At 62.9% G+C, this 20,540-nt stretch carries 23 protein-coding genes; 15 read left to right on the plus strand and 8 right to left on the minus strand.

The annotated features are described in order from the left end of the window. The first annotated feature begins 162 nt into the window (after window positions 1–162). Both glyA and ACXAF5_RS12165 read left to right on the plus strand, forming a co-directional pair. The gene (gene glyA / locus ACXAF5_RS12160; protein WP_239319304.1) at window positions 163–1,458 is read left to right on the plus strand and encodes a serine hydroxymethyltransferase; all 1,296 of its coding nucleotides are present in this window, start codon (window positions 163–165) and stop codon (window positions 1,456–1,458) included. A gap of 109 nt (window positions 1,459–1,567) precedes the next feature. Continuing rightward, window positions 1,568–2,260, plus strand: coding sequence for an SOS response-associated peptidase (locus tag ACXAF5_RS12165; RefSeq protein WP_474946774.1), 693 nt, complete (start codon window positions 1,568–1,570; stop codon window positions 2,258–2,260). 39 nt (window positions 2,261–2,299) lie between these two features. Here the strand turns inward: ACXAF5_RS12165 and ACXAF5_RS12170 are convergent, their stop codons facing one another. The 3 genes from ACXAF5_RS12170 to ACXAF5_RS12180 all read right to left on the minus strand — a co-directional run bounded on the left by ACXAF5_RS12170 (window position 2,300) and on the right by ACXAF5_RS12180 (window position 4,049). Next, entirely contained in the window at window positions 2,300–2,587 is a 288-nt protein-coding gene (locus ACXAF5_RS12170) for a YiaA/YiaB family inner membrane protein (protein ID WP_065329230.1), read from the minus strand. A 90-nt stretch (window positions 2,588–2,677) separates the two neighbouring features. Continuing rightward, window positions 2,678–3,358, minus strand: a complete 681-nt coding sequence (locus ACXAF5_RS12175) for a PspA/IM30 family protein (protein WP_474946775.1) — start codon at window positions 3,356–3,358, stop codon at window positions 2,678–2,680. 94 nt (window positions 3,359–3,452) lie between these two features. Next, window positions 3,453–4,049 (minus strand): TetR/AcrR family transcriptional regulator, encoded by a 597-nt coding sequence (locus ACXAF5_RS12180; protein WP_065329491.1) that lies wholly within the window; start codon window positions 4,047–4,049, stop codon window positions 3,453–3,455. Window positions 4,050–4,195: 146 nt separating this feature from the next. On the opposite strand from ACXAF5_RS12180, the gene ACXAF5_RS12185 reads away from it, so the two are divergent. After that, window positions 4,196–5,125, plus strand: a complete 930-nt coding sequence (locus tag ACXAF5_RS12185) for a DUF817 domain-containing protein (protein WP_474946776.1) — start codon at window positions 4,196–4,198, stop codon at window positions 5,123–5,125. On the opposite strand, the gene ACXAF5_RS12190 is transcribed toward ACXAF5_RS12185, so the two are convergent. Then, the gene (locus ACXAF5_RS12190; protein WP_474946777.1) at window positions 5,079–5,444 is read right to left on the minus strand and encodes a hypothetical protein; all 366 of its coding nucleotides are present in this window, start codon (window positions 5,442–5,444) and stop codon (window positions 5,079–5,081) included. The genes ACXAF5_RS12185 and ACXAF5_RS12190 overlap by 47 nt on opposite strands. A gap of 126 nt (window positions 5,445–5,570) precedes the next feature. On the opposite strand from ACXAF5_RS12190, the gene ACXAF5_RS12195 reads away from it, so the two are divergent. Further along, the gene (locus ACXAF5_RS12195; RefSeq protein ID WP_474946778.1) at window positions 5,571–6,329 is read left to right on the plus strand and encodes an alpha/beta fold hydrolase; all 759 of its coding nucleotides are present in this window, start codon (window positions 5,571–5,573) and stop codon (window positions 6,327–6,329) included. Between the two features lie 66 nt (window positions 6,330–6,395). Here ACXAF5_RS12195 and ACXAF5_RS12200 read toward each other — a convergent pair whose 3' ends face one another. From ACXAF5_RS12200 to ACXAF5_RS12210, 3 genes are read right to left on the minus strand one after another with little or no spacing between them, the layout of a single operon-like run. Beyond that, the gene (locus ACXAF5_RS12200; protein ID WP_474946779.1) at window positions 6,396–7,271 is read right to left on the minus strand and encodes a DNA adenine methylase; all 876 of its coding nucleotides are present in this window, start codon (window positions 7,269–7,271) and stop codon (window positions 6,396–6,398) included. Between the two features lie 4 nt (window positions 7,272–7,275). Continuing rightward, window positions 7,276–8,070, minus strand: a complete 795-nt coding sequence (locus tag ACXAF5_RS12205) for an endonuclease (RefSeq protein WP_474946780.1) — start codon at window positions 8,068–8,070, stop codon at window positions 7,276–7,278. Further along, window positions 8,063–9,400 (minus strand): DNA cytosine methyltransferase, encoded by a 1,338-nt coding sequence (locus tag ACXAF5_RS12210; protein WP_474946781.1) that lies wholly within the window; start codon window positions 9,398–9,400, stop codon window positions 8,063–8,065. The genes ACXAF5_RS12205 and ACXAF5_RS12210 overlap by 8 nt, the downstream gene beginning before the upstream one ends. A gap of 357 nt (window positions 9,401–9,757) precedes the next feature. Between ACXAF5_RS12210 and ACXAF5_RS12215 the strand changes: the two genes are divergently transcribed. From ACXAF5_RS12215 to ACXAF5_RS12225, 3 genes are read left to right on the plus strand one after another with little or no spacing between them, the layout of a single operon-like run. After that, window positions 9,758–10,405, plus strand: a complete 648-nt coding sequence (locus tag ACXAF5_RS12215; protein ID WP_474946782.1) for a GAD-like domain-containing protein — start codon at window positions 9,758–9,760, stop codon at window positions 10,403–10,405. 8 nt (window positions 10,406–10,413) lie between these two features. Then, window positions 10,414–11,052: a hypothetical protein gene (locus ACXAF5_RS12220; protein ID WP_474946783.1), complete on the plus strand. Its 639-nt coding sequence runs from the start codon at window positions 10,414–10,416 to the stop codon at window positions 11,050–11,052. Window position 11,053: 1 nt separating this feature from the next. Continuing rightward, a complete protein-coding gene (locus ACXAF5_RS12225) occupies window positions 11,054–12,487 on the plus strand; it encodes a phospholipase effector Tle1 domain-containing protein (protein WP_474946784.1) in 1,434 nt (477 codons plus the stop codon). A gap of 2 nt (window positions 12,488–12,489) precedes the next feature. Here the strand turns inward: ACXAF5_RS12225 and ACXAF5_RS12230 are convergent, their stop codons facing one another. Continuing rightward, window positions 12,490–13,413 carry a DUF4123 domain-containing protein gene (locus ACXAF5_RS12230; protein WP_474946785.1) on the minus strand — a complete coding sequence of 308 codons (924 nt, stop codon included), beginning with the start codon at window positions 13,411–13,413 and terminating at the stop codon, window positions 12,490–12,492. 382 nt (window positions 13,414–13,795) lie between these two features. Here ACXAF5_RS12230 and ACXAF5_RS12235 point away from each other — a divergent pair, with 382 nt between their 5' ends. The 8 genes from ACXAF5_RS12235 to ACXAF5_RS12270 all read left to right on the plus strand — a co-directional run bounded on the left by ACXAF5_RS12235 (window position 13,796) and on the right by ACXAF5_RS12270 (window position 20,537). Continuing rightward, a complete protein-coding gene (locus ACXAF5_RS12235; RefSeq protein WP_474946786.1) occupies window positions 13,796–14,266 on the plus strand; it encodes an Rrf2 family transcriptional regulator in 471 nt (156 codons plus the stop codon). Next, complete coding sequence (locus ACXAF5_RS12240; RefSeq protein ID WP_474946787.1) at window positions 14,263–14,925, plus strand: Crp/Fnr family transcriptional regulator; 663 nt, start codon at window positions 14,263–14,265, stop codon at window positions 14,923–14,925. The genes ACXAF5_RS12235 and ACXAF5_RS12240 overlap by 4 nt, the downstream gene beginning before the upstream one ends. A 92-nt stretch (window positions 14,926–15,017) precedes the next feature. After that, window positions 15,018–15,230 carry a YgaP family membrane protein gene (locus ACXAF5_RS12245; RefSeq protein ID WP_239319274.1) on the plus strand — a complete coding sequence of 71 codons (213 nt, stop codon included), beginning with the start codon at window positions 15,018–15,020 and terminating at the stop codon, window positions 15,228–15,230. 4 nt (window positions 15,231–15,234) lie between these two features. Then, the gene (locus tag ACXAF5_RS12250; protein WP_474946788.1) at window positions 15,235–15,666 is read left to right on the plus strand and encodes a YeeE/YedE family protein; all 432 of its coding nucleotides are present in this window, start codon (window positions 15,235–15,237) and stop codon (window positions 15,664–15,666) included. Window position 15,667: 1 nt separating this feature from the next. Continuing rightward, entirely contained in the window at window positions 15,668–16,096 is a 429-nt protein-coding gene (locus tag ACXAF5_RS12255; RefSeq protein WP_474946789.1) for a DUF6691 family protein, read from the plus strand. 29 nt (window positions 16,097–16,125) lie between these two features. Further along, complete coding sequence (locus ACXAF5_RS12260) at window positions 16,126–17,007, plus strand: MBL fold metallo-hydrolase (RefSeq protein ID WP_474946790.1); 882 nt, start codon at window positions 16,126–16,128, stop codon at window positions 17,005–17,007. Window positions 17,008–17,018: 11 nt separating this feature from the next. Beyond that, complete coding sequence (locus ACXAF5_RS12265) at window positions 17,019–18,698, plus strand: bifunctional protein tyrosine phosphatase family protein/NAD(P)/FAD-dependent oxidoreductase (RefSeq protein ID WP_474946791.1); 1,680 nt, start codon at window positions 17,019–17,021, stop codon at window positions 18,696–18,698. A gap of 105 nt (window positions 18,699–18,803) precedes the next feature. Beyond that, window positions 18,804–20,537, plus strand: a complete 1,734-nt coding sequence (locus tag ACXAF5_RS12270) for a SulP family inorganic anion transporter (RefSeq protein ID WP_474946792.1) — start codon at window positions 18,804–18,806, stop codon at window positions 20,535–20,537. The last annotated feature ends 3 nt before the right edge of the window (window positions 20,538–20,540 follow it).

Consider the following 20,540-nt stretch of genomic DNA (forward strand, 5'->3'; position numbering starts at 1 on the left):
GTTTCCGGAAGGGTCCAAACGGTTCCGAAACAAGCACAGGTTTTCCCCGAAGACCAGAGTTGCCGTTCACCTGTCCCGTTTCGTCGCTTTACAGCCTTTCAGATCTGTGAAGTTTCCGATAGGAAATCTCGCAAAGATCACCCCCAACCAGACGGAGCCAGCATGACTGAGACCCCCCGTGACACCGGTTTCTTCACCCAAAGCCTCTCGGAGCGCGACCCGGAGCTGTTCGGCGCAATCACCGACGAACTTGGCCGTCAGCGCGACGAGATCGAACTGATCGCCTCTGAGAACATCGTCTCCGCTGCCGTTATGGAAGCACAGGGCTCCGTGCTGACCAACAAATACGCCGAAGGCTACCCGGGCCGTCGCTACTACGGTGGCTGCCAGCATGTGGACGTGGCGGAAAACCTCGCCATCGACCGCGCCAAGCAGCTGTTCAACTGCGAATTCGCCAATGTACAGCCGAACTCCGGCTCTCAGGCCAACCAGGGCGTGTTCCAGGCGCTGCTGCAACCCGGCGACACCATCCTGGGCATGGATCTCGCGTCCGGCGGTCACCTGACCCATGGTGCGGCGCCGAACCAGTCCGGCAAATGGTTCAACGCGGTCCACTACGGTGTGCGCGAAGACGACAACCTGATCGACTATGACCAGCTGCAGGCGCTCGCCACCGAGCACCAGCCCAAGCTGATCATCGCCGGTGGTTCCGCCATTCCGCGTCAGATCGACTTTGCCAAGTTCCGCGCCGTGGCCGACAGCGTCGGCGCCTGGCTGATGGTCGACATGGCGCATTTCGCCGGTCTCGTGGCCGCAGGCGAGCACCCCTCGCCCTTCCCGCATGCGGATGTGGCCACCACCACCACCCACAAGACCCTGCGCGGTCCGCGCGGTGGTATGATCGTCACCAACAACCCGGATCTGGCGAAGAAGTTCAACTCCGCCATCTTCCCGGGCATCCAGGGTGGTCCCCTGATGCATGTGATCGCCGGCAAGGCGGCTGCGTTCGGCGAGGCGCTGAAGCCCGAGTTCAAGGCCTACCAGAAACAGGTGCGTGCAAACGCGGTTGCGCTGGCGGATGAGCTGATCAAGGGCGGTCTGGACATCGTGACCGGCGGCACCGACACCCATGTGATGCTGGTCGACCTGCGTCCCAAGGGCGTGACCGGCAATATCGTCGACAAGGCCCTGGGGCGCGCGCATATCACCACCAACAAGAACGGCATCCCGTTCGACCCGGAAAAGCCCACCGTGACCTCCGGCATTCGTCTGGGCACCCCGGCAGGCACCACCCGTGGCTTTGGCGAGGCTGAGTTCCGCGAAATCGCGCAGTTGATTGTCGAAGTGGTCGACGGTCTGGCCGCCAACGGCGAAGACGGCAACGGCGCGGTTGAAGAAGCGGTGCGCGGCAAGGTCGCGGCGCTCTGCGCCCGCTTCCCGCTCTACCCGAACCTCTGACCCATCCCCACTCCGGGTAAAAATCAAACCGCCGCGCCAGATTGCGCGGCGGTTTTTCATTGTGGGGGCCACCTTTGCCCGGTGTCGCAGAGACCGCTATCATACTGGCATGTGTGGTAGAATCGGCCTTCCCCAGTTGACGTGGAAACAATTCGTGGCGTGGCAGCGCGGCGAGTTTGACTGGCTCGACATCCTCCGCGAGGAGGGCTCTGACGATCTGGTCATGAGTTGGAACGTCAAACCCACCCAAACCGTAGATGCGCTTTTTGTCCGCAAGGGCGCCCTCGTCGCCGCCAATGCGCGCTGGTGGCTGGTGCCACAGTGGTTCAAGGGCGCGCCGAAGGATTGGAAGGCCACGACCTTCAACGCCAAGATCGAGACCGCCGACACCCTGCCGAGCTTTCGCGGTGCCAGCCGCTGCGCCATCCCGGCCAGCGGGTATTTCGAATGGACGGGCGACAAAGGGAAAAAGCAACCGTGGTGGATCACCACGCAAAGCAATGCGCCGATGCTGTTCTTTGCAGGGCTGCAAACACGGCTGGAGAGCGGGCTTCGGACCTGTTCGATTCTGACCCGCCCGGCGCTGACGCAAACGGCCCACCTGCACCCGCGCTCTCCGGTCATTCTGGCAGATGGGCAGCTCCAGGCATGGCTGAGTGGCGAGGTGGACCGGGACACGGCAAAATCAGACCTCGGCACCGATTGGGACGGACGCATGCGGTTTCATCAGGTGGCGCGGTTCGGGATTGAGGACGATGGACCGGAGCTGATCGAAGACATAGGGTCGGAGCCGCTCATCTGAGCTGGCTCCGACCCGAAATATCCACTCGAAAGTAAGGGGTTACCCCTCGGACGTCGGCTCTTTCAGCGCGTCTTCCAGCATGCGCTCGTTGCGAATGTCCTCGATGCGGCGAATACGGTCTTCGCTCTGGCGGATGTCAAAGCGGTACTTCACCACGTTGATGAGGCTCAGGGTCAGCAGCAGGATGCCCATGGCCCAATACCCTTTGGTCGACAGCGGCACCTCGGTCGAGAGCCAGAGCGAAATGCCGAGCATCCCATAAGCGATGACGACGCCAGCAATGTTGAGGTTGGTGATCAGGGCGTTTTCGTTGCGCATGTTAGACATGAGTCAGGTCCTTTGATTTGGAATTAGTCGCGTAAAACCGGGCGTTTGCCCATGTGAAGTGGGGCGTCTTTGCCCCGCAGAGTTTTCAGGTCAGCTGTCGGATTTCAGACGGCTCAGCACATCATTGGCAGTGCTGCGGGTGGCGGCACCAAAGCCTGCGTCTGCCAGTTGATCTGCAACGGAATGGGGCGTGAGGCTGGTTTCAATCTCGTTGAGGATTTCCGAGGCCTCAAAGGGATCTTCCTGCCCCAGCACCTCCTGAATAAGCTCCGCCGCCTCATCCATTGGCCGCCCCTGGAGCGCGTGTCCCAGAGAGGCCTGCGCGCGATGCTCGCCCCGCACGGCCTTGGCAGCGATGGCCCCCTGACGCAGGTCGATCAGACGGCGGCTGGCGGTTTCCACGGATTGGCGCAGACGCAAAATGCGGGCTTCCAGGCGCGCTTGTGTCTCCTGACGCAAGCGACGTTCGTTTTCCATCTCGGCGATGGCGGCTGCGGCGGTTGTCGCCAGATCGTCGCGCCCATCTGCCAGTGCGGCTTTGGCGCGGAGGGTCAGATCATTGATCCGCGTTGTCAGCGTTGCAATCTGACGCCCTTCGGCGCGTTCCTTCTGGATAAGGCTGACCAATGTGGATTTGGCCGACTTCAGATCATCATTGGCCTGGGCGATCTTTTCCTCGATCAACTCGATGGAAAACTGCTGGCGCACCCGGGTCTCGGCGCGGCGGTTTGCACCGACCATCAGGGTTTTGAGCGTTGAGAACACGATCATTCCTCCATTCGTGAACATCGTTCATATGGAGGATGTACGGAATTCCTGAACGTCGTTCAAGAACAAAAATGAACAATGTTCACAAAGGTAAGGTTTACCTTACCGTCAGCTGTGACAGCACCAGTGCAATCATGCGCCGGATCTCTTGCGGGGGCACGCCAGAGATGCGGTTTTCCAATCCCAGCAGCACAATGCCATGCACAGAAGAAAACAGCGCCCGCACGGTCAACGCCTGCTCCGCACGGGGCTGATCGGGAAACAGCTCGGCAACCGGGCCGGCAATATGCTGAAACAAGCGATCAAGTGCGGTGCGATACCAATCGGGCACTTCCCCGTCGGCTGGCAGCTCCAGATCGAACAACGCGCGCCACAGGCGATTGTTGGCGCTGGCAAAGTCCAGATAGGCTTCGCTCATCCGGATCAACCGTTCACTGGCGACCGCATCCTGTGATGCGGCCACGGCGGCCTCGACCTCTGCCCCGAGGCGCTGAAACGTGCGCCCGTTTACCGCCATGACCAGGGCTGTCATATCGTCAAAGGCGTTGTAGATCGCCCCCACCGCGCAGCCTGCATCCTTGGCCAGATCCCGTGCCCTGAGCGATGTCACGCCTGCGTCGCGAATACGCGCCTCTGCTGCATTCACCAGCTTCTCACGAAGGTCCGCCCTGCGCTGCTCTGCCTTTGTTGTCATCTTGCCCATCCGATTTTCTGAACCGCGTTCACGCTATGCCCGTCTATAGGCCGCATGTCCCCCAAAATGCAAATCCCGGCTTCAAAGGTCCTCCGCGCGTCAAAAGCACATAGACTTCATGTCCGTTTTACAGTCATTTCCCTCATATGACCCAGCAGACACCCCACACGCCCGCCAGCGCCAACCGCACACGCCGCCTTGAGCGCGCCCTTGGGGACTGGATGCGCGCGCGGCTTCCGCATTATCTGTCAGAATTTGTGATGTTCACCCTGAAACAGGGCTGGGCTGCGATCTTTGGTATCCTGCTTCTGGGTGGGCTGTTGATCTCCAGTCGTATCTGGCAGGAGGACTGGGCATTAGCACGCTATGATGCGCTTTTGATCTATGCGTTGGGGCTTCAGGTGGTGTTTCTGGCCACTGGCATGGAAAGTTGGCGCGAGGTGCGGGTGATCCTGTTGTTTCATCTCACCGGCACGATCATGGAAATCTTCAAGGTCGATGCCGGCAGCTGGGCCTATCCCGGTGATGGTCTGGCGAAACTTTGGGGCGTGCCGCTGTTCTCGGGCTTCATGTATGCCTCGGTGGGGTCCTACATGGCGCGGGTGATCCGCCTGTTTGACATGCGCTTTGCCCCCTACCCGCCGCTCTGGATGGCAACGGGCCTTGCGGTGGCGATCTATGTGAATTTCTTCAGCCACCATTTCCTGCCGGATATCAGGCTGGCCTTGTTTGTTGCCACGGTGGTGATTTTTGTCCGCACCCGGATCTGGTTCTATATCGGCGGCCACGCCTATTGGATGCCACTGCCACTGGCGGCCTTCCTGTCCAGTTTCTTCCTATGGGTGGCGGAAAACGTCGGCACCCGCACGCGCACATGGCTCTATGCCGGGCAGGACAGTGATCAATGGGTCAGTATCGCCAAAATGGGCAGCTGGTACCTGCTGTTGTATGTGAGTTTTGTCACCGTCACCCTGGTGGTGCGCGACGCGCTCTCGCACGCGCCTTACCGCCCGATCGGGTCACACGGGATCAGACGAACCCCCGCCAGCGCAGCACCACCACCAGAAGCGCTATGACGCACAATACGGCAAAGGCAGAGGTGGCGGCCATATCCAGAAGGCGCCCCTTGCGCCTGTCCTTGAGGTCCAGCTTCGCAAGATAGGCCCGCAGGCGGCGCGCTTTCTTGACCAGACGGTCCTCGTCCAGCGCCACGGCCAGGCGTGGATGGGCAAAGCTCTCCTCAGCAGACACAAGATCATCCGCCGCTTTGCGTAACCGATGCGGCAAATGACGCCGGGCACGGCGCAAACTCTCTGACAGGTCGCCAGAGAGCTTCAGCCGCTTTTCCAGCAACGCGCGGATCTGGTCCAACTCACTCTGTAACGTCTCGCGCATGGCGCTTTGCCCTCGTTCAGCAGATGCAACGCGCCCGACCATAGCCATCGCCTGCCGGGATCTCAATGCCGCAGGGGGGGCGGTTGGGGGCTGACAGCCTGTCCTCTGCCCGCTATCACCGCAGACATGCTGAACACGATCATACATGGCACCCCGACGGACCAACCACCCCTGCTGATTGCCCATGGCCTCTATGGCTCCGGGCGCAACTGGGGGGTGATTGCCAAGCGGCTTTCGGACGAGCGGCAGGTGATTGCCGTGGATATGCGCAACCACGGCCTCAGCCCGCAGACCGAGAGCCACACCTATGGCGATCTGGCCGAGGATCTGGCGGAGGTGATCGCGACCCACGGTGGCCGCATGGATGTGGTGGGGCATTCCATGGGCGGCAAGGCGGCGATGGTGCTGGCACTCAACCACCCGGACGCGGTGAACCGGCTGGTGGTCGCTGATATTGCGCCGGTAAGGTATGAGCACACACAGGCGCATTTCATCACCGCCATGCGCAGTGTGGATCTGTCGCGCGTGACGCGCCGCTCGGACGCGCAGGAACAGCTGGCAGAGGCTGGCGTGAACGCGATGTTGCAGAGCTTTTTCACCCAGTCCCTTGATGTGGAAAACAAATGCTGGCGATTGAACCTCGACACGCTGGAGCGCGAGATGCCGCATATCCTGTCGTTTCCGGAGATCGATACCCATTGGGACGGCGCGGCCTTGTTCCTGACCGGGGCCAATTCGGATTACGTGCTGGCGGAGCATCGCGGCCGCATCAAATCGCTGTTTCCCGGCGCCCGCTTTGCCAAGATCCCCGGCGCAGGCCATTGGCTGCACGCCGAAAAGCCGCGCGAATTCGAGGCGACGGTGCGCACGTTCCTGAACAGCTAACGCGCAGAATACCCGCGCAGATGGCGCGCGCTGCGCCCTCTCCTTGGGAGGGTCAGGTGCCCCGGGTCAATACGTGAGGAGCAGCCGGTCGCGCACGGCCTCTGTCTCCATGCGCTGGCCACCCATCTGGAACCGTTTCAGCATCGACTGGCCCATATTGACGAGGATCTCGCGGTCGAACAGCCCCTGCGGGATTTCGATATCGCAATAAACGTCGCCGGACTTCTTGGTGCCGTCGATCGACATCGCCACCCGCACTCCGCGCGCCTTGCAGGCGGCGATGCTGGCAAAGAGCTCCTCCAGCCGGAAGGTCTGCGCGCCATAGAGGATGGTTTGCGAATGCGCATAGGGCGGGTCGCAGTAGATCACGTCGCCCGCGCGCGCCTGTGCCATGGCGGCGCGATAATCCAGACAGGCAAACCGCGCGCCCGCCATCCGGTCGCGCCACATCTCCACCCGTTCCGCGAATTTATGCGGCTTCATCACCGGGTGGCTGCCGCAGGGTGTGGACATATAGCCGTCCTTGCGGCGAAACCGCACCACGCCACCGTAGCAGGCCCGGCACAGGAACAGGAAATCCGCCCCATTGGGCGTCGCGTTGTAACGGGCCTTGATCGCCTCGTAGACCGCCACACGGTCGCCCGCCATGAAGGCCTCATAGCGCGCCTGGTACCATTGGTTCAGCTGGTCGGGGTCTTCCTGCAAGGCCTGCCAGATCTCCACCAGCGGCGGGTAGATGTCGGAGCCGAGCGCACGCTGCGGCCGCAGGTTGGCCATCACCCCGCCCGCACCCAGAAAGGGTTCAAAATAGGTGCCGTAGTCCTTGGGCAGATGGGCGACGATCTCATGGGCAAAGCGCTGCTTGTTGCCGACCCATTTCAGCAGCTGGGTCTTGAACGGGGCGACCTGTTCCACGCCCGCCACGGGCGCCGACGCGTCCATCGCCTCAGACCTCGTCCCGATAGGCGATCCGCCGCGTGTAGCTCAGCGCATTGGCCGCGACCAGACGATAGTGGCGTTCCTGCAGCACCTGGATCTCGTCCCCCTGCACCGCCAGTTCGAACAGCGCCACGACGCTGTCCTCCATGAACTGCGCGGCGATGGCGCGGCAGCGCATGCCGGGGAACTTGGCCTCCGCATAGCGGATGTCCTGGCTGACCTGCACGATGCCGATCTGATCCTTGCCGCCCTTGGCCTGCACTGGAATGATGGTGTGGCAGCCGTACCGGTCGAGCCCGATATACAATTCATCAATCTCGATCTGGCCCATGCCCTTTACCGTGGTGCGCAGGTGGTTCTGCAGACTGTAGGTGGTGAGGCCGAGAAACGTGTCGATCAACCGGTTGTAGCGCACCACCGCCAGCAGCGCCTGCTCGTCATCCAGCGCATAGGCACGGATGATGGCGGGGGTGGCATCGGGGATGTCGATGACCTCCAGATCCTGCTGCGGCAGGATGCGGTTGATCTTCACCAGGCTGAATTTATAGACCGCCCGCCCGGCCAGCTCAATCACCCATTCGCGCCCCTCGGGCTGGGTGGCGACGATGGCCTCGGGCAGCGCATTGCGAAAGCGAAAGGAATAGAGCACATCGCCCAGGTTCTTGGGCAGCTTGATCGCCAGTTCCGCCGCCGCCTGCTCCAGCTCTTCGCGGCTGAAGCCGAACTCGGTCGCGCCCTCGCTGTAGCGCTCGACAAAGATCTTCTCGATCAGGGCGCTGTAGCGGTTCTGTCGCTTAGCCATTGGCGCTCTTGGGGGCGGCTGCGGCGCGCTCCAGCTCGATATCCGCCTGGCGCCGCTTGGTTGCGCCGCTCTTGCGGTCGCGGCGCGATGGCATGGCATCCACCTCGAAATGGGCGGCGGCGCGGGTCAGGTCGAATTGCAGCAGATCGGGGTCGCCCAGCTGCATGACCCCCTCGGGACGCTCCGGCGCATGACCAAGCGCCGCCATCATCTGCGCGGCCACGGCACGGGCCAGCGGCGGCGGCACCGAATTGCCGATCTGGCGCGCGCCGTGCCATTTGGTGGCGTTGAAGCGGAACCAGTCGGGAAAGCCGTGCAGCCGCGCCATCTCGCGCACGGTGACGCAGCGGTTGTACTTGTAGTGGATCGGGCGCGGGCTGGTGAACGCACCGCGCGCGCCATCCGTCCCCGCCCGCAGCGTATTGGAGACGCCTCCCCGGGCCAGCTTGAAGAAACGGCTGATCGGCTCCACCGCGCCTTCGGCGGTTTCGGCAAAGCGACGGCGGGTGATCTCGGTGTGGCCGGTGCGGGCGCTGGACGTCAGCACCTTGGGCTGCCAGTCGCGCACATAGCCGTGATGCCAAGCGTCATTGGTCAGCCCGCGCAGCTCTGCCGCGTAGTCCGACGGCTTGCCGAACCGCACACCGCGCGTGGCATCGCTGTCCAGCAGCGCGTCGAAACGTTCCGCATCCGGCAGATCCCCCAGCGCCTCGTGGCAGCTGGGCCCGTCGGGCAGCCCCTCGAAGGTCTGGGGCTTGCCGCTGATGTTGGTCTGCGGCGCCGGGTATTGAGGCAACGGCAGGCCCTTCTTGACCCCCATCAGGATCAGCCGCTCACGCGATTGCGGCGTGCCGAAATGGGCGGCGTTCAGCACTTTCCACGGGGTCTGGCAGGCATAACCGGCGGCATCGAAGGCCGCCACCAGCTCCTCGAGGAACCGCTTGTGCTTGCCCACCGTCAGCCCCTTGACGTTTTCGAACACAAAGGACCTGGCATCCAATTCCTTGACAATGCGCAGGAAATCCATCGCCAGCCGGTTGCGCGGATCATCCAGCACCCGCTTGCCGATCATGGAAAACCCCTGACAGGGCGCCCCCCCGGAGACACAGTCGATCTGCGCATCGCCCAGGCCCGCCGCCGCGCGGATCTGATCGCCGCTCAGTCCCTCGACAGAGCGCGCCAGCACCGCCGTATGGGGGAAGTTGAACTTGTGAACGGCGCAATGGACCGGGTCGATTTCCACCGCGGCCCGGACGTCAAACCCCGCCTGCTCAAACCCGAGGCTGAGGCCACCTGCGCCCGCAAACAACTCGACTGCGATCGGTCTCAACTTTCAGCGCCCTTCGTTCACGTTTGATTCTCACACATTAGCATGGGGGATACGCGATGTCGATCGCGCCCGCCAGTGTTACACAAGCTGATGTGGCGGCGCCACTGTGCCCGCCTTGATCCGCCTGCCGCAAAACGCACGGTTTATCAGCGCCCTAGCGCCAGACCGGCGCACACCTGCATGTTCAGCCCCGCGCGCAGGCCGGGAATTTTTTAATCTGACCGGCATCGGCAACCAGGCGCCGTTGCGCTGGCGGCGGATTGCGAAACAACCTTTGGTCGAGTACAGACAAAAGCACTTGTGGTCGCGGCCTCGGGTGCGCCGACAGTCTATTTTTTGAAGCATTTGTGAGTCAGCATGTCCGATCTTTTCTCTGTGCTTGGCCCGGTCCCGGATGATGCAATGTCCGTGGCCCCCGACACACTGGCGCGGTGGCAGCCGCGGTTGCCCCCGTGGCTGATCGAGGTCTGGGCCACCTACGGCCTTGTCTCCGTGGCGACGGGCCGCGTTCACCTGCTGGAGCCCGCGCGGCTGGCCGGTCTGATGGATTTCATTTTTGGCAATGACCCCGAGCTTGCCGGAGATACCCATGCCATCGCCTATGGCAACCTCGGCGAGCTGATGGTCTGGTCGCAACGTCATGGCTTCGGCTTTCTGTCCCCGATCCTGTCGACGCTGGAAATGCCGAACCTGACCAGCGACACGGCCATCCCGGCGGACCGGCAGATCCGCGAACGCCTGCTGCAAATTCCGCCGCAGATGATCGAAGTGCACGACGGCGCGCAGCAGCCACTTTATGACCGGCTTGCAGCCGCGCTTGGCCCCTTGCCCGATGGTATGGTCTACGCGCCCAAGATCCTGCCCCCGCGCCCCGGCGGCCGCCCGGTCGAGGACTACGGCATAGTACCGTTGGAAGCCTGCCTGGAGGACCTCTATACCGCCTATCAGGTCAGCATCGTCGATTGGACGCGCGCCAATCCGATGCTGCGTTTTGTGAAACGGTAGGCCCGGGCATGGCTGGCTCCTCCCTTTCGCGGCGCACCTACGGGCTTGCGCTCCTCGCCGTCATGGGTCTGGCCGGGGCCGGCAGTCTCGCCCTGTGGCTCTCGACGCCGCCGCATCGCGCCGTGTCGTTGGGATTTCAGGCCTATCGGAGCGCCCCCGCCGTGGTGACCCAATTTGCCATCGAACAGCCGCTCACGCCCATTCAGCCGCTGATCGCCTCCGGAAGCGCGGATATAAACATACCGCGCGATTCCGCCGGCGGATCGGTCCTGTCGCTTCCCAACGATGTCGAGGGGGACGGGAGATGGACGATCTCGGTGCAATGGGTGGAGCTGCCGACCGACAAGGCCTGGACCGCCTCTGCGACCATCGCGATCAAGGATCTGGTGCGCGACACATCCACCTACCACCTGCTGGTGATCCTGGGGCCGAATGGCGAACTTCTGATCGGCTCTGACGAGGCCCGGCCCGACCGCTCCGCACAGAACGACCTGGCACAGGTCTGCGGCACACGGGTGCCCGCGGCCGACAAGGCCTGGCGCCTAGAGACAGGGCAATTCCCCGAACTGCCCCGTCTCCTTGAAGGCATCGACAGCAACAGCGCAGCCGAGGACGGATCGTCCCACTGCCCGGAACCGCGAGGATAACATGGGTCTGACCGATATTGATACCGCGGCGCAGGGCGCGTCGGCCGAGGCCGGCATGTTCGGAGAGACCGGCAACATTGCCCAGACCTGCCCCAAGACGACGCTTGAAATCGGCGTGTTCTTCGATGGGACGCTGAACAATCGCTTCAACGTGCTGTCGGGCGGGCGCGACGACGGCAGCTACCAGAATGCCTTGTCGAACCCGGCGCTGCTCTATGATCGCTACAAGAACGATCCCGATTTCGATGAACCCAATGCCTGCGGCGGCACCGCGCGCGCGTTCCGGTCGGTCTATGTCCAAGGCCCCGGTTCGACCGCTGGCGAAGCCGACGACACCATGGGCTATGCCTTTGGCCAGGGCCGTCAAAGCGGTGTCGAAGCGCGCATCCTCGAAGGCTTCAGAGAGGTTCTGCGCCGCGTCAACCTCCTCGGCGGTGCGCCCTACCTCAAGGAGGTGGTGCTCGACGTGTTCGGGTTTTCGCGCGGGGCCGCAGGGGCGCGTCATTTCGTGAACTCGATCCGGGCCGGACGGGCAACCTATGACCCCTGGGGCATTGGCGATTACGAGGAAACCTGGCCCGAAGACCTCCCCGTCTCCATTCGCTTCGTTGGTATCTTCGACACAGTCGCCGCGATCGGCAAGGCCACCGATGACGACAACGACCCGGTGAACGTGCATCTGCGCAGCGATCAGGCCAGCAACCGGATCTACCACCTGACCGCAGGGGACGAATACCGCAAGAACTTCCGCCTCAACCGCAACATTCCCGGCGGCGGTGACACATTCGAACTGCCCGGGGCGCATTCCGATGTCGGCGGCGGCTACGCCGACCCCGGTGACACCGCCCCACTCGAGAGCGCGAGGGGGCAATTCTACTATCAGCGGGCCGAGGCCGAGGCCGCTCGCACTGCCGTCGAGCAGGCCGATCTGCAACCGGGAGCACATCGCGATCTGGAAGCGGTGTTCGTGCGCGAGGGCTGGCTTGGTCCGAACGAAACCGAAGGCGGGGTACTCCGCGTGATGACCCCGATCGTCGAGCGGACGGTCACGGTCCAGCACGGGTTTGAAACCATCACCCGCCAGACCTTCACCTATGACGAGCAACTGGCCCTGCATCGCCCCTGGGTGCAGCTTGGCCTATCGCGGGTCGCGCTGCACATGATGCACGAGGCCGCCGTGGCGGAGGTCGATGGCGCGTTCCTGGAATTGCCGAGCACTGACGAGAATTACGTTATTCCCGAGGGGCTGAAACCCTATGAGGCCGCCATGCGCAGTGGGTCGCTCTCATCGGCGGACCGGGCCGCCATTTTGCGCAACTTCGGCCATGTTTCGATGAAGGACGGCGATTTCCTGAGCGCCGATCACCAGGGCCACGGCCCGGAAACCAACCACGTCAGGGTCGAATATGACAACGACCCTGGCCAAGCGGTCTAGGATCACAGCGAGGGGCGATCCAGTTCTGCCACCCGCGCCGCGAGACGGCGCATCTTGTCCGCCTCACCGACGGGCAGTTCAAGGATCGCCCGAATTTTGGCTTCGGGATCAAGGTCTTCGAACGCCCCGTCTGCATGCAGATCCCACGCCGCAATGCGAAAGGCGTTCGCACGCTGGCGGATCCCGAACTCCCAGGCTCGACCGACGGACCGCTGCACCTGACGTTCCAGCCCGGCGGGCTCTTTCCCCGCGACCTGCTCGGGAAAGGTCTGCGTCAGAAGCGCCACCATTTCCGCTAGATTGTCACGCGTGCGGGCGCTGCGCAGCGCCAGAAGCTCCGGTTCCGACAGGTTGAAGGGCCGCAGCGGGGCGGCGGCGGTCTCATCCGCCGCGCCGGAGGGCCCCGGCCCCGCGACCCATAGCCCGTCTTTCTCCGGGTCCGGGAGCAGGAAGGCGTCCACACGCCCCCCGTCACGCGGCAGAAACCAGCGAGAGCGCCGCTCCTGCGTTTGGAGCGCCTGGAAATAGACCCTTGCGGGCGCGGCTTCCCAGAACCGGAACAGATAGGGACGCGCCTCGACCGTGACCCGAAGAAAGCGGCGCAAGTGCTTGCGGAGTTGGGCAATTTCCATATCGGTCGCGATCAGAATGCCGGGGCGTTTGTGCCACATGGCCTGCGGGGTGTCCTGGGTGTCGACAAAATCCCGCAGCAGCTCCCCACCCTGCGCGACCTCCACCAGATAGGGGGCAACGTCCCGCAGATCCTCTGCTGCGTCTCCTTGAAACAGGCACTCAAATGCCGCGTTCGACGCCTCCAACCGCTCTGGCAATCCGGGCAGGCAGGCGCCGTCGAGGACCGCGTAGAGCCCCTGGGTCGAATACCCCTGATCCAGCAGCGTTGCTCTTGCAATAAAATCTTCGGTCAAATCGTGTAACCCACGCCAACGTCATCGTTTTTAGCCCGGCACCACTCTGTCACACCGCCCCAAAAGGCGCCGCAACGGGTGCCGGACAGCACTATCCTATGGGCACCACAGCGGCGCTGCCAAGCCCGATGTCGACGCCGGCCCCTGCCCCTGCCCCAAGCCGCGTATTTCCGCCGACCCGGCGCAGCAGCTTCGAACCGCATGGCGTCGAGCACATCCCTTGCGGCGGTTTTCCAAGGGCGATCCGCGTGCTGTCCGGTGAGCGCACGCTGATTTGGTGTCCAAGCCGGCACCGGTCGCCGCACGGACAGAGCAACAAGACGGTTCCACCCATCTTGCAATAACATATAGTACAAATATAAGTTTCGGGCGAGGAGAGGCGATGAAACTGACGTCCTATACCAATTTCGCGCTGCGCTCTTTGCAGTTGGCGGCGCTGAAGTCCCCGGACCTGATCAGGGTCGATGATGTCGTGCGCGTACACGGGCTGGCCCGGCCGCATATCGTCAAAATCGTCCATGAACTGGGCGTTGCGGGGTATGTCGTGACACAACGCGGGCGCAATGGTGGGTTTCGTCTGGGACAACCCGCCGAAGACATTGTGATCGGGGATGTCGTGCGCTTGACAGAAGGCCCGCTCGAACTGGTGGAGTGTTTCAATTCCGAACACAACACCTGCCCGCTGATCGGGGTCTGCAAACTGTCGCGGGCGCTGCAGAGGGCCGCGCGCGCCTTCATGGAGGTTCTGGACGATCTGACACTCGCCGACATTGCCTCCAACCGCGATGATCTGCTGGCGCGTATCGCCCCACTTGAGGAGGGCATCGTCGCACCGATGCGCAAAGCACGATGATCGCCGATTGGACAGAGCGCTTTCAGGGCACTGCGGCCTTGCCGCGCCCTGTGCGGGACCGGTTGCAGAAGGTTGCGCGCGCAATCGAAATCCCCGCGGGCGAGCAGGTCTTTGGACCGGCAAACATCCCCGACAGCCTGTTTTTCCTCTACGAGGGCCGCATCCGCGTGTCGCAAAGCTCTGACACCGGCCGGGAGATCGTGCTCTACCGCGTGGATGCCGGTGAAAGCTGTGTTCTGACCACTGCCTGCATGCTGGCCGAAGAGGCCTACAACGCCGAAGGCATCGCCGAGACCGACATCACCGCCATCGTTCTGCCCAAGCCGGATTTTGACCGGCTGGTGGCGGAAGAAGACGCATTTCGAAAGTTTGTCTTTGCCGCCTACTCCCGGCGGTTGATCGACTTGTTGCGCGTCGTGGATGACGTCGCCTTTGGGCATATGGATGTGCGTCTGGCGGAACGGCTCATTGCCCTGGCAGGTGATTTCAAAGAGGTCGCCGCCACGCATCAGGACCTCGCGAGCGAGCTGGGCACCGCGCGCGAAGTCATCAGTCGCATCCTGCAGGATTTCCAGAAACGCGAGATGATCGCACAGTCGCGTGGCCGCATCGAATTGCTGGACAAACCAGCTTTGCGCGCCCTTGCCACTTCGGCGTAGCCTTTCACTTTGTGCCTGCTAAGTGACATTGTCACTGAAGCGCGCACCGCAAACTTATATCTGTTCTCCAAGTTATCGGATTGGAGACCCCCATGACCACCAATGTCGGCACCCTTGACCGCCTCCTTCGCGCAGCCCTTGGCGTTGGCTTGCTCTATCTCGCCTTTCTGAGCGGGGTGCCCGCATTTGACGGGGGGCTTCTGAAATATGGCGCAGCGCTTGTTGGCTGTGTGATGCTGATCGTCGCCGCCATCCGCGTGTGCCCGATCTATTCCATCTTCGGCTTCAAGACCTGCCGGGCCTGACGTGATGGAAACCGTGTTCACACCTTTCTCGTCCCTCGGGGGCGGTCTGCTCATCGGTCTCGGCGCGGTCTTGCTGATGCTGGGCCTGGGACGGATCTTTGGCGCAACCGGCATCTTGTCCGGCGCGGTCCTTGTCGAAAACCGGCAGGAGATGTCATGGCGCATCGCTGTGATTCTGGGCATGATCCTCGCCCCGGTGCTGATCTTTGCGGTGACAGGCGCGATGCCTGCGCTGACGGTACCGGTGAGCCCGATGATGATCGTCATCGGCGGTGTCATCGTCGGCTTTGGTGCCAGCCTCGGCTCCGGCTGCACGTCGGGTCACGGGGTCTGCGGTCTGTCGCGCCTGTCGATCCGGTCGCTGGTGGCCGTGCCGACCTTCATGGCGACCGCCGCCATCACCGTCTTTGTGATCCGCCACGTCCTTGGAGGTTGAGATGAAACATCTGTTTGCGCTTCTGACCGGCCTTGTCTTTGGCACCGGGATTGCGATCTCCGGCATGATGGACCCGGCCAAGGTTCTGAACTTCTTTGACATTGCCGGGACATGGGACCCGAGCCTGATGTTCGTCATGGGCGGTGCGCTGATCGTGACATCCATCGGCTACCGGTGGGTCTGGCGCCGGTGCAAACCTCTCTTTGGGCAGAGCTTTCAAGTGCCGACATCAACGCGTATCGACAGCAGGCTGATCGGCGGCGCGGCCCTGTTTGGTGTGGGCTGGGGCATCGCAGGGTTCTGCCCGGGCGCCGCCATCCCTGCACTTGGCACCGGTCGCTGGGAGGTCGCCCTGTTTCTGGTGTCAGTCACAGCCGGCTTCTTTCTGCGCCGCCTGGCTGGCCGCAAACCGCGCCACGTAACCCCCTAGCCCCTGACCCCGCAACCGGAGGACACAGCATGACCTACCCCGTCAACATGAACATCAAGCCGGAGGTTCAGGCCTTCTTTGATGAGGCCACGAACACGATCAGCTACATCGTGAAAGACCCGTCATCGACCGCCTGTGCCATCGTCGATAGCGTCATGGACATCGACTATGCTGCCGGGCGGATCACCTACGACCACGCGGATGAGCTGATCCGCCAGATCGAGGCCCGAAACCTCAATCTGGAGTGGATCATCGAAACCCACGTCCACGCCGACCACCTGAGCGCAGCCCCCTACATCCAGTCCCGGCTGGGCGGCAAGATCGGCATCGGGTCAAAGATCATGGTGGTCCAGGATACCTTTGGCAAAGTCTTCAACGAAGGCACCGAGTTTCAGCGTGACGGGTCCCAGTTCGACGCGCTGTTCGAAGATGGCGACACCTACCAGATCGGCGAGATGCAGGCCTTTGCGATGTACACGCCCGGCCACACGCCCGCCTGCATGGTGCATGTGATGGGCGATGCCGCCTTTGTGGGAGATACGCTGTTCATGCCGGATGGCGGCTCCGCCCGTGCCGACTTCCCCGGGGGCGACGCGAGTGAGCTCTATGACAGCATCCAGAAGGTCCTGGCCCTGCCGGACGCGACGCGGCTGTTCATGTGCCACGACTACGGCCCCAACGGGCGCGACATCCAGTGGGAAACCACGGTGGGCGAAGAGAAAGCCCACAACATCCACGTCGGCGGTGGCAAGACGAAGGAGGAATTCGTCAAGTTCCGCACCGAACGGGATGCGCAACTGGCCATGCCAAGGCTGATCATCCCCTCGTTGCAAGTGAACATGCGCGCGGGCGAAGTGCCGACCGACAAGGACGGCAACCCCATGCTCAAAGTGCCCGTGAACGGGCTTTGAGGGGCGGGACCATGGACATCCGGAAAATCAGCGACAAAACCTCCGTCACCCCCCAGATCACGGTCGAAGATATCGCCGCCATCAAGGAGGCAGGCTTTCGCGCCATTATCTGCAACCGCCCCGACGGGGAAGGCGCAGACCAGCCCAGTTTCGCGGAAATCGCTGCGGCTGCGGATCTCGCCGGGATCAAGGCGGCCTATGTTCCTGTGCAATCCGGTCTGGTGCAGGATGCGGATGTGGAGGCGTTCAGCGCCGCGCTCGCCGATCTGCCACGTCCGGTTCTGGCCTATTGCCGGACCGGCACGCGGTCGGCGACGCTTTGGTCGTTTCATGAGAGCAAGAAACGCCCGATGCCGGAGATCCTCGCGGCGACCAAGGCTGCGGGCTATGACATGAACGGGGTAGCCAGGCGGATTGCCAACGGAGGCAAGACCCCGACGGACACCGGTGACGCCAAATATGATGTGGTCATCGTCGGTGGCGGCGCCGGTGGCGTCTCGGTGGCCGCGAGCCTTCAGTCCCGGCAGTCGAACCTGTCGATCGCCATCATCGATCCTGCGGACATTCACTATTACCAGCCCGGCTGGACCATGGTCGGCGGCGGGATCTTCGAGGCCCGCGAAACAGCCAAGACCATGGGGTCGCTCATCCCGCGCGGCGTGGCCTGGATCAAGTCCGCCGTCGCCGCATTCGAGCCGGACAACAACGCGGTCATCCTCGATGGGTGCCGGGTGGTAAAATATGACCGGCTGGTCGTCTGCCCCGGCCTGAAGCTGGACTGGGACGCGGTCGAAGGCCTCGAAGACACGCTTGGTCGCAATGGCGTGACCTCGAATTACCGCTACGACCTTGCGCCCTATACCTGGCAGTTGGTGCAGGGATTGAAGGAAGGGCGCGCGCTTTTCACCCAGCCGCCGATGCCGATCAAATGTGCCGGTGCGCCGCAAAAGGCGATGTATCTGTCCGGCGATGCCTGGTTCCGCACCGGGGCGCTCAAGGATATCGACATCCAGTTCATGACTGCGGGCGGTGTTCTGTTTGGTGTCAAAGACTACGTTCCGGCGCTGGAGAAATACGTCGAAAAATACGATGCGACGCTGAACTTCTTCCACAATCTGGTGGCCGTGGATGGGCCTGCAAAGACCGCGACGTTCAAGGTCTCCAAACCGGACACCACCCCCGACACCGTCACGGTCGAGTTTGACATGATGCACGTCTGCCCGCCGCAGACCGCACCGGATTTCATCCGTGTGTCGCCGCTTGCCGATGCTGCGGGCTGGGTGGATGTGGATCAGACCACGCTGCGCCACAAGAGTTTCGACAACATCTGGTCGCTTGGCGATGTTATGAACGCCCCAAATGCCAAGACCGCCGCGGCCGCGCGCAAACAAGCGCCAACAGTCGCGGAAAACATCGTCGCCGATATTGCCGGGCGGTCCCCCACCGCCGCCTATGACGGCTACGGATCCTGCCCGCTGACCGTCGAGCGCGGCAAGATCGTGCTGGCGGAGTTCGGCTATGGCGGCGTGCTCAAACCCAGCTTCCCCTCGGTGCTGCTGGACGGCACACAGCCGACGCGATTGGCCTGGTTCCTGAAGGAAAAGATGCTGCCGCCGATCTATTGGAAGGCCATGCTGAAGGGCAAGGAATGGATGGCCAAGCCTGAAAAGCTCAACCCCGCAACGGACTGAGACACAAAGACCTGACCCGCGCGCATCGCCACCCGGATGCGCGCGCCCGGCGCGGGGCGCCTGCGCGCACAGAGCAGCCCCCTGCCCTGTTTTCTGGACAAGAACATGACCCGACTTCTACGCCGCTACCTGCCGGTCCTCGACTGGGGGCGCACTTACGACCGCAAGGCGTTTTCCAACGATATGATCGCCGCATTGATCGTCACGATCATGCTGATCCCGCAAAGCCTTGCCTATGCCCTTCTGGCAGGTCTGCCGCCAGAGGCCGGGATCTATGCCTCGATCGCGCCGATCGTGCTCTACGCGCTCTTCGGGACCAGCCGTGCGCTGGCCGTCGGCCCGGTCGCGGTGGTTTCGCTGTTGACCGCCTCGGCCATCGGTCAGGTTGCAGAGCAAGGCACCGCGGGTTACGCGATCGCGGCGCTGACGCTTGCGTTCCTGTCGGGCGGTTTTCTAGTCCTTATGGGGGTGTTCCGGCTGGGGTTTCTTGCCAATTTTCTCAGCCACCCTGTGATCGCTGGTTTCATCACCGCCTCGGGCATTCTTATCGCAACCAGTCAGCTGAAGCATATCCTGGGCGTCCCGGCCCATGGGCATACGCTGCCGGACATACTGGTGGCGCTCTCGACGCAGCTGCATGAGATCAACTGGATCACGCTGGCCATCGGCGTCACGGCGACCGCATTCCTGTTCTGGGTCCGCACGGGCCTGAAACCGACGCTTAAACGGCTTGGGGCTGCGACGCTGGTCACCGAGATTGCAGCCAAGGCCGGGCCAGTCGCCGCCGTTGTCGGCACCACGGCTCTGGTCTGGGCGCTCGATCTCGCCGACCACGGTGTCAAGATCGTGGGCGCCGTCCCGCAAAGCCTGCCGCCGCTGACACACCCGGGGTTTTCCGCCGAGCTTTTGCAGGCGCTCCTGGTGCCCGCGATCCTGATCTCGATCATCGGGTTTGTTGAATCCGTATCGGTCGCCCAGACACTTGCCGCCAAGAAACGTCAGCGGATCGACCCGGATCAGGAGCTGATCGGCCTGGGCGCCGCCAACCTCGGGGCGGCCTTCACCGGCGGCTATCCCGTCACCGGTGGCTTTGCGCGCTCCGTCGTGAACTTTGACGCCGGCGCGGAAACCCCGGCCGCCGGGGCCTTCACCGCCCTTGGCCTGGCGATTGCAGCCGTCGCGCTGACGCCCCTGGTCTACTATTTGCCAAACGCTGCCCTCGCTGCGACCATTATCGTGGCGGTGCTGTCGCTGATCGATCTGTCGATCCTGCAAAAAACCTGGACCTACAGCCGCGCGGATTTTACCGCCGTTGCCGCAACCATCGTGCTGACCCTCACGCTCGGCGTCGAGGTTGGCGTCGCAGCCGGGGTCATCCTGTCCGTCCTGCTGCATCTCTACAAAACCTCGCGGCCCCATGTGGCCGAGGTCGGCCGCGTCCCCGGCAGCGAGCATTTTCGCAACGTGCTGCGCCATGACGTGGAAACCGACCCCCGCGTGCTCAGCCTGCGGATCGACGAAAGCCTCTATTTCGTCAACGCGCGGTTTCTGGAGGATCTTGTCCAGTCCCGCGTCACCGAAGGATGCAGCATCGCGCATGTCGTCTTGATGTTCTCAGCGGTGAATGAGGTCGACTATTCCGCCCTCGAAAGCCTTGAAGCGGTGAACGCCCGGCTCAGGGATATGGGTGTTGGCCTCCATCTGTCCGAGGTCAAAGGCCCGGTGATGGATCGGCTGAAACGGTCTCATCTGATCGATGATCTGAACGGCCGGATCTTCCTGTCACAAAACGATGCATGGATGGCCCTTACAGATGACACGCGCGCCGCAGCCGAATAGACC

This window comes from Epibacterium sp. ABV4_022, assembly GCF_056159345.1.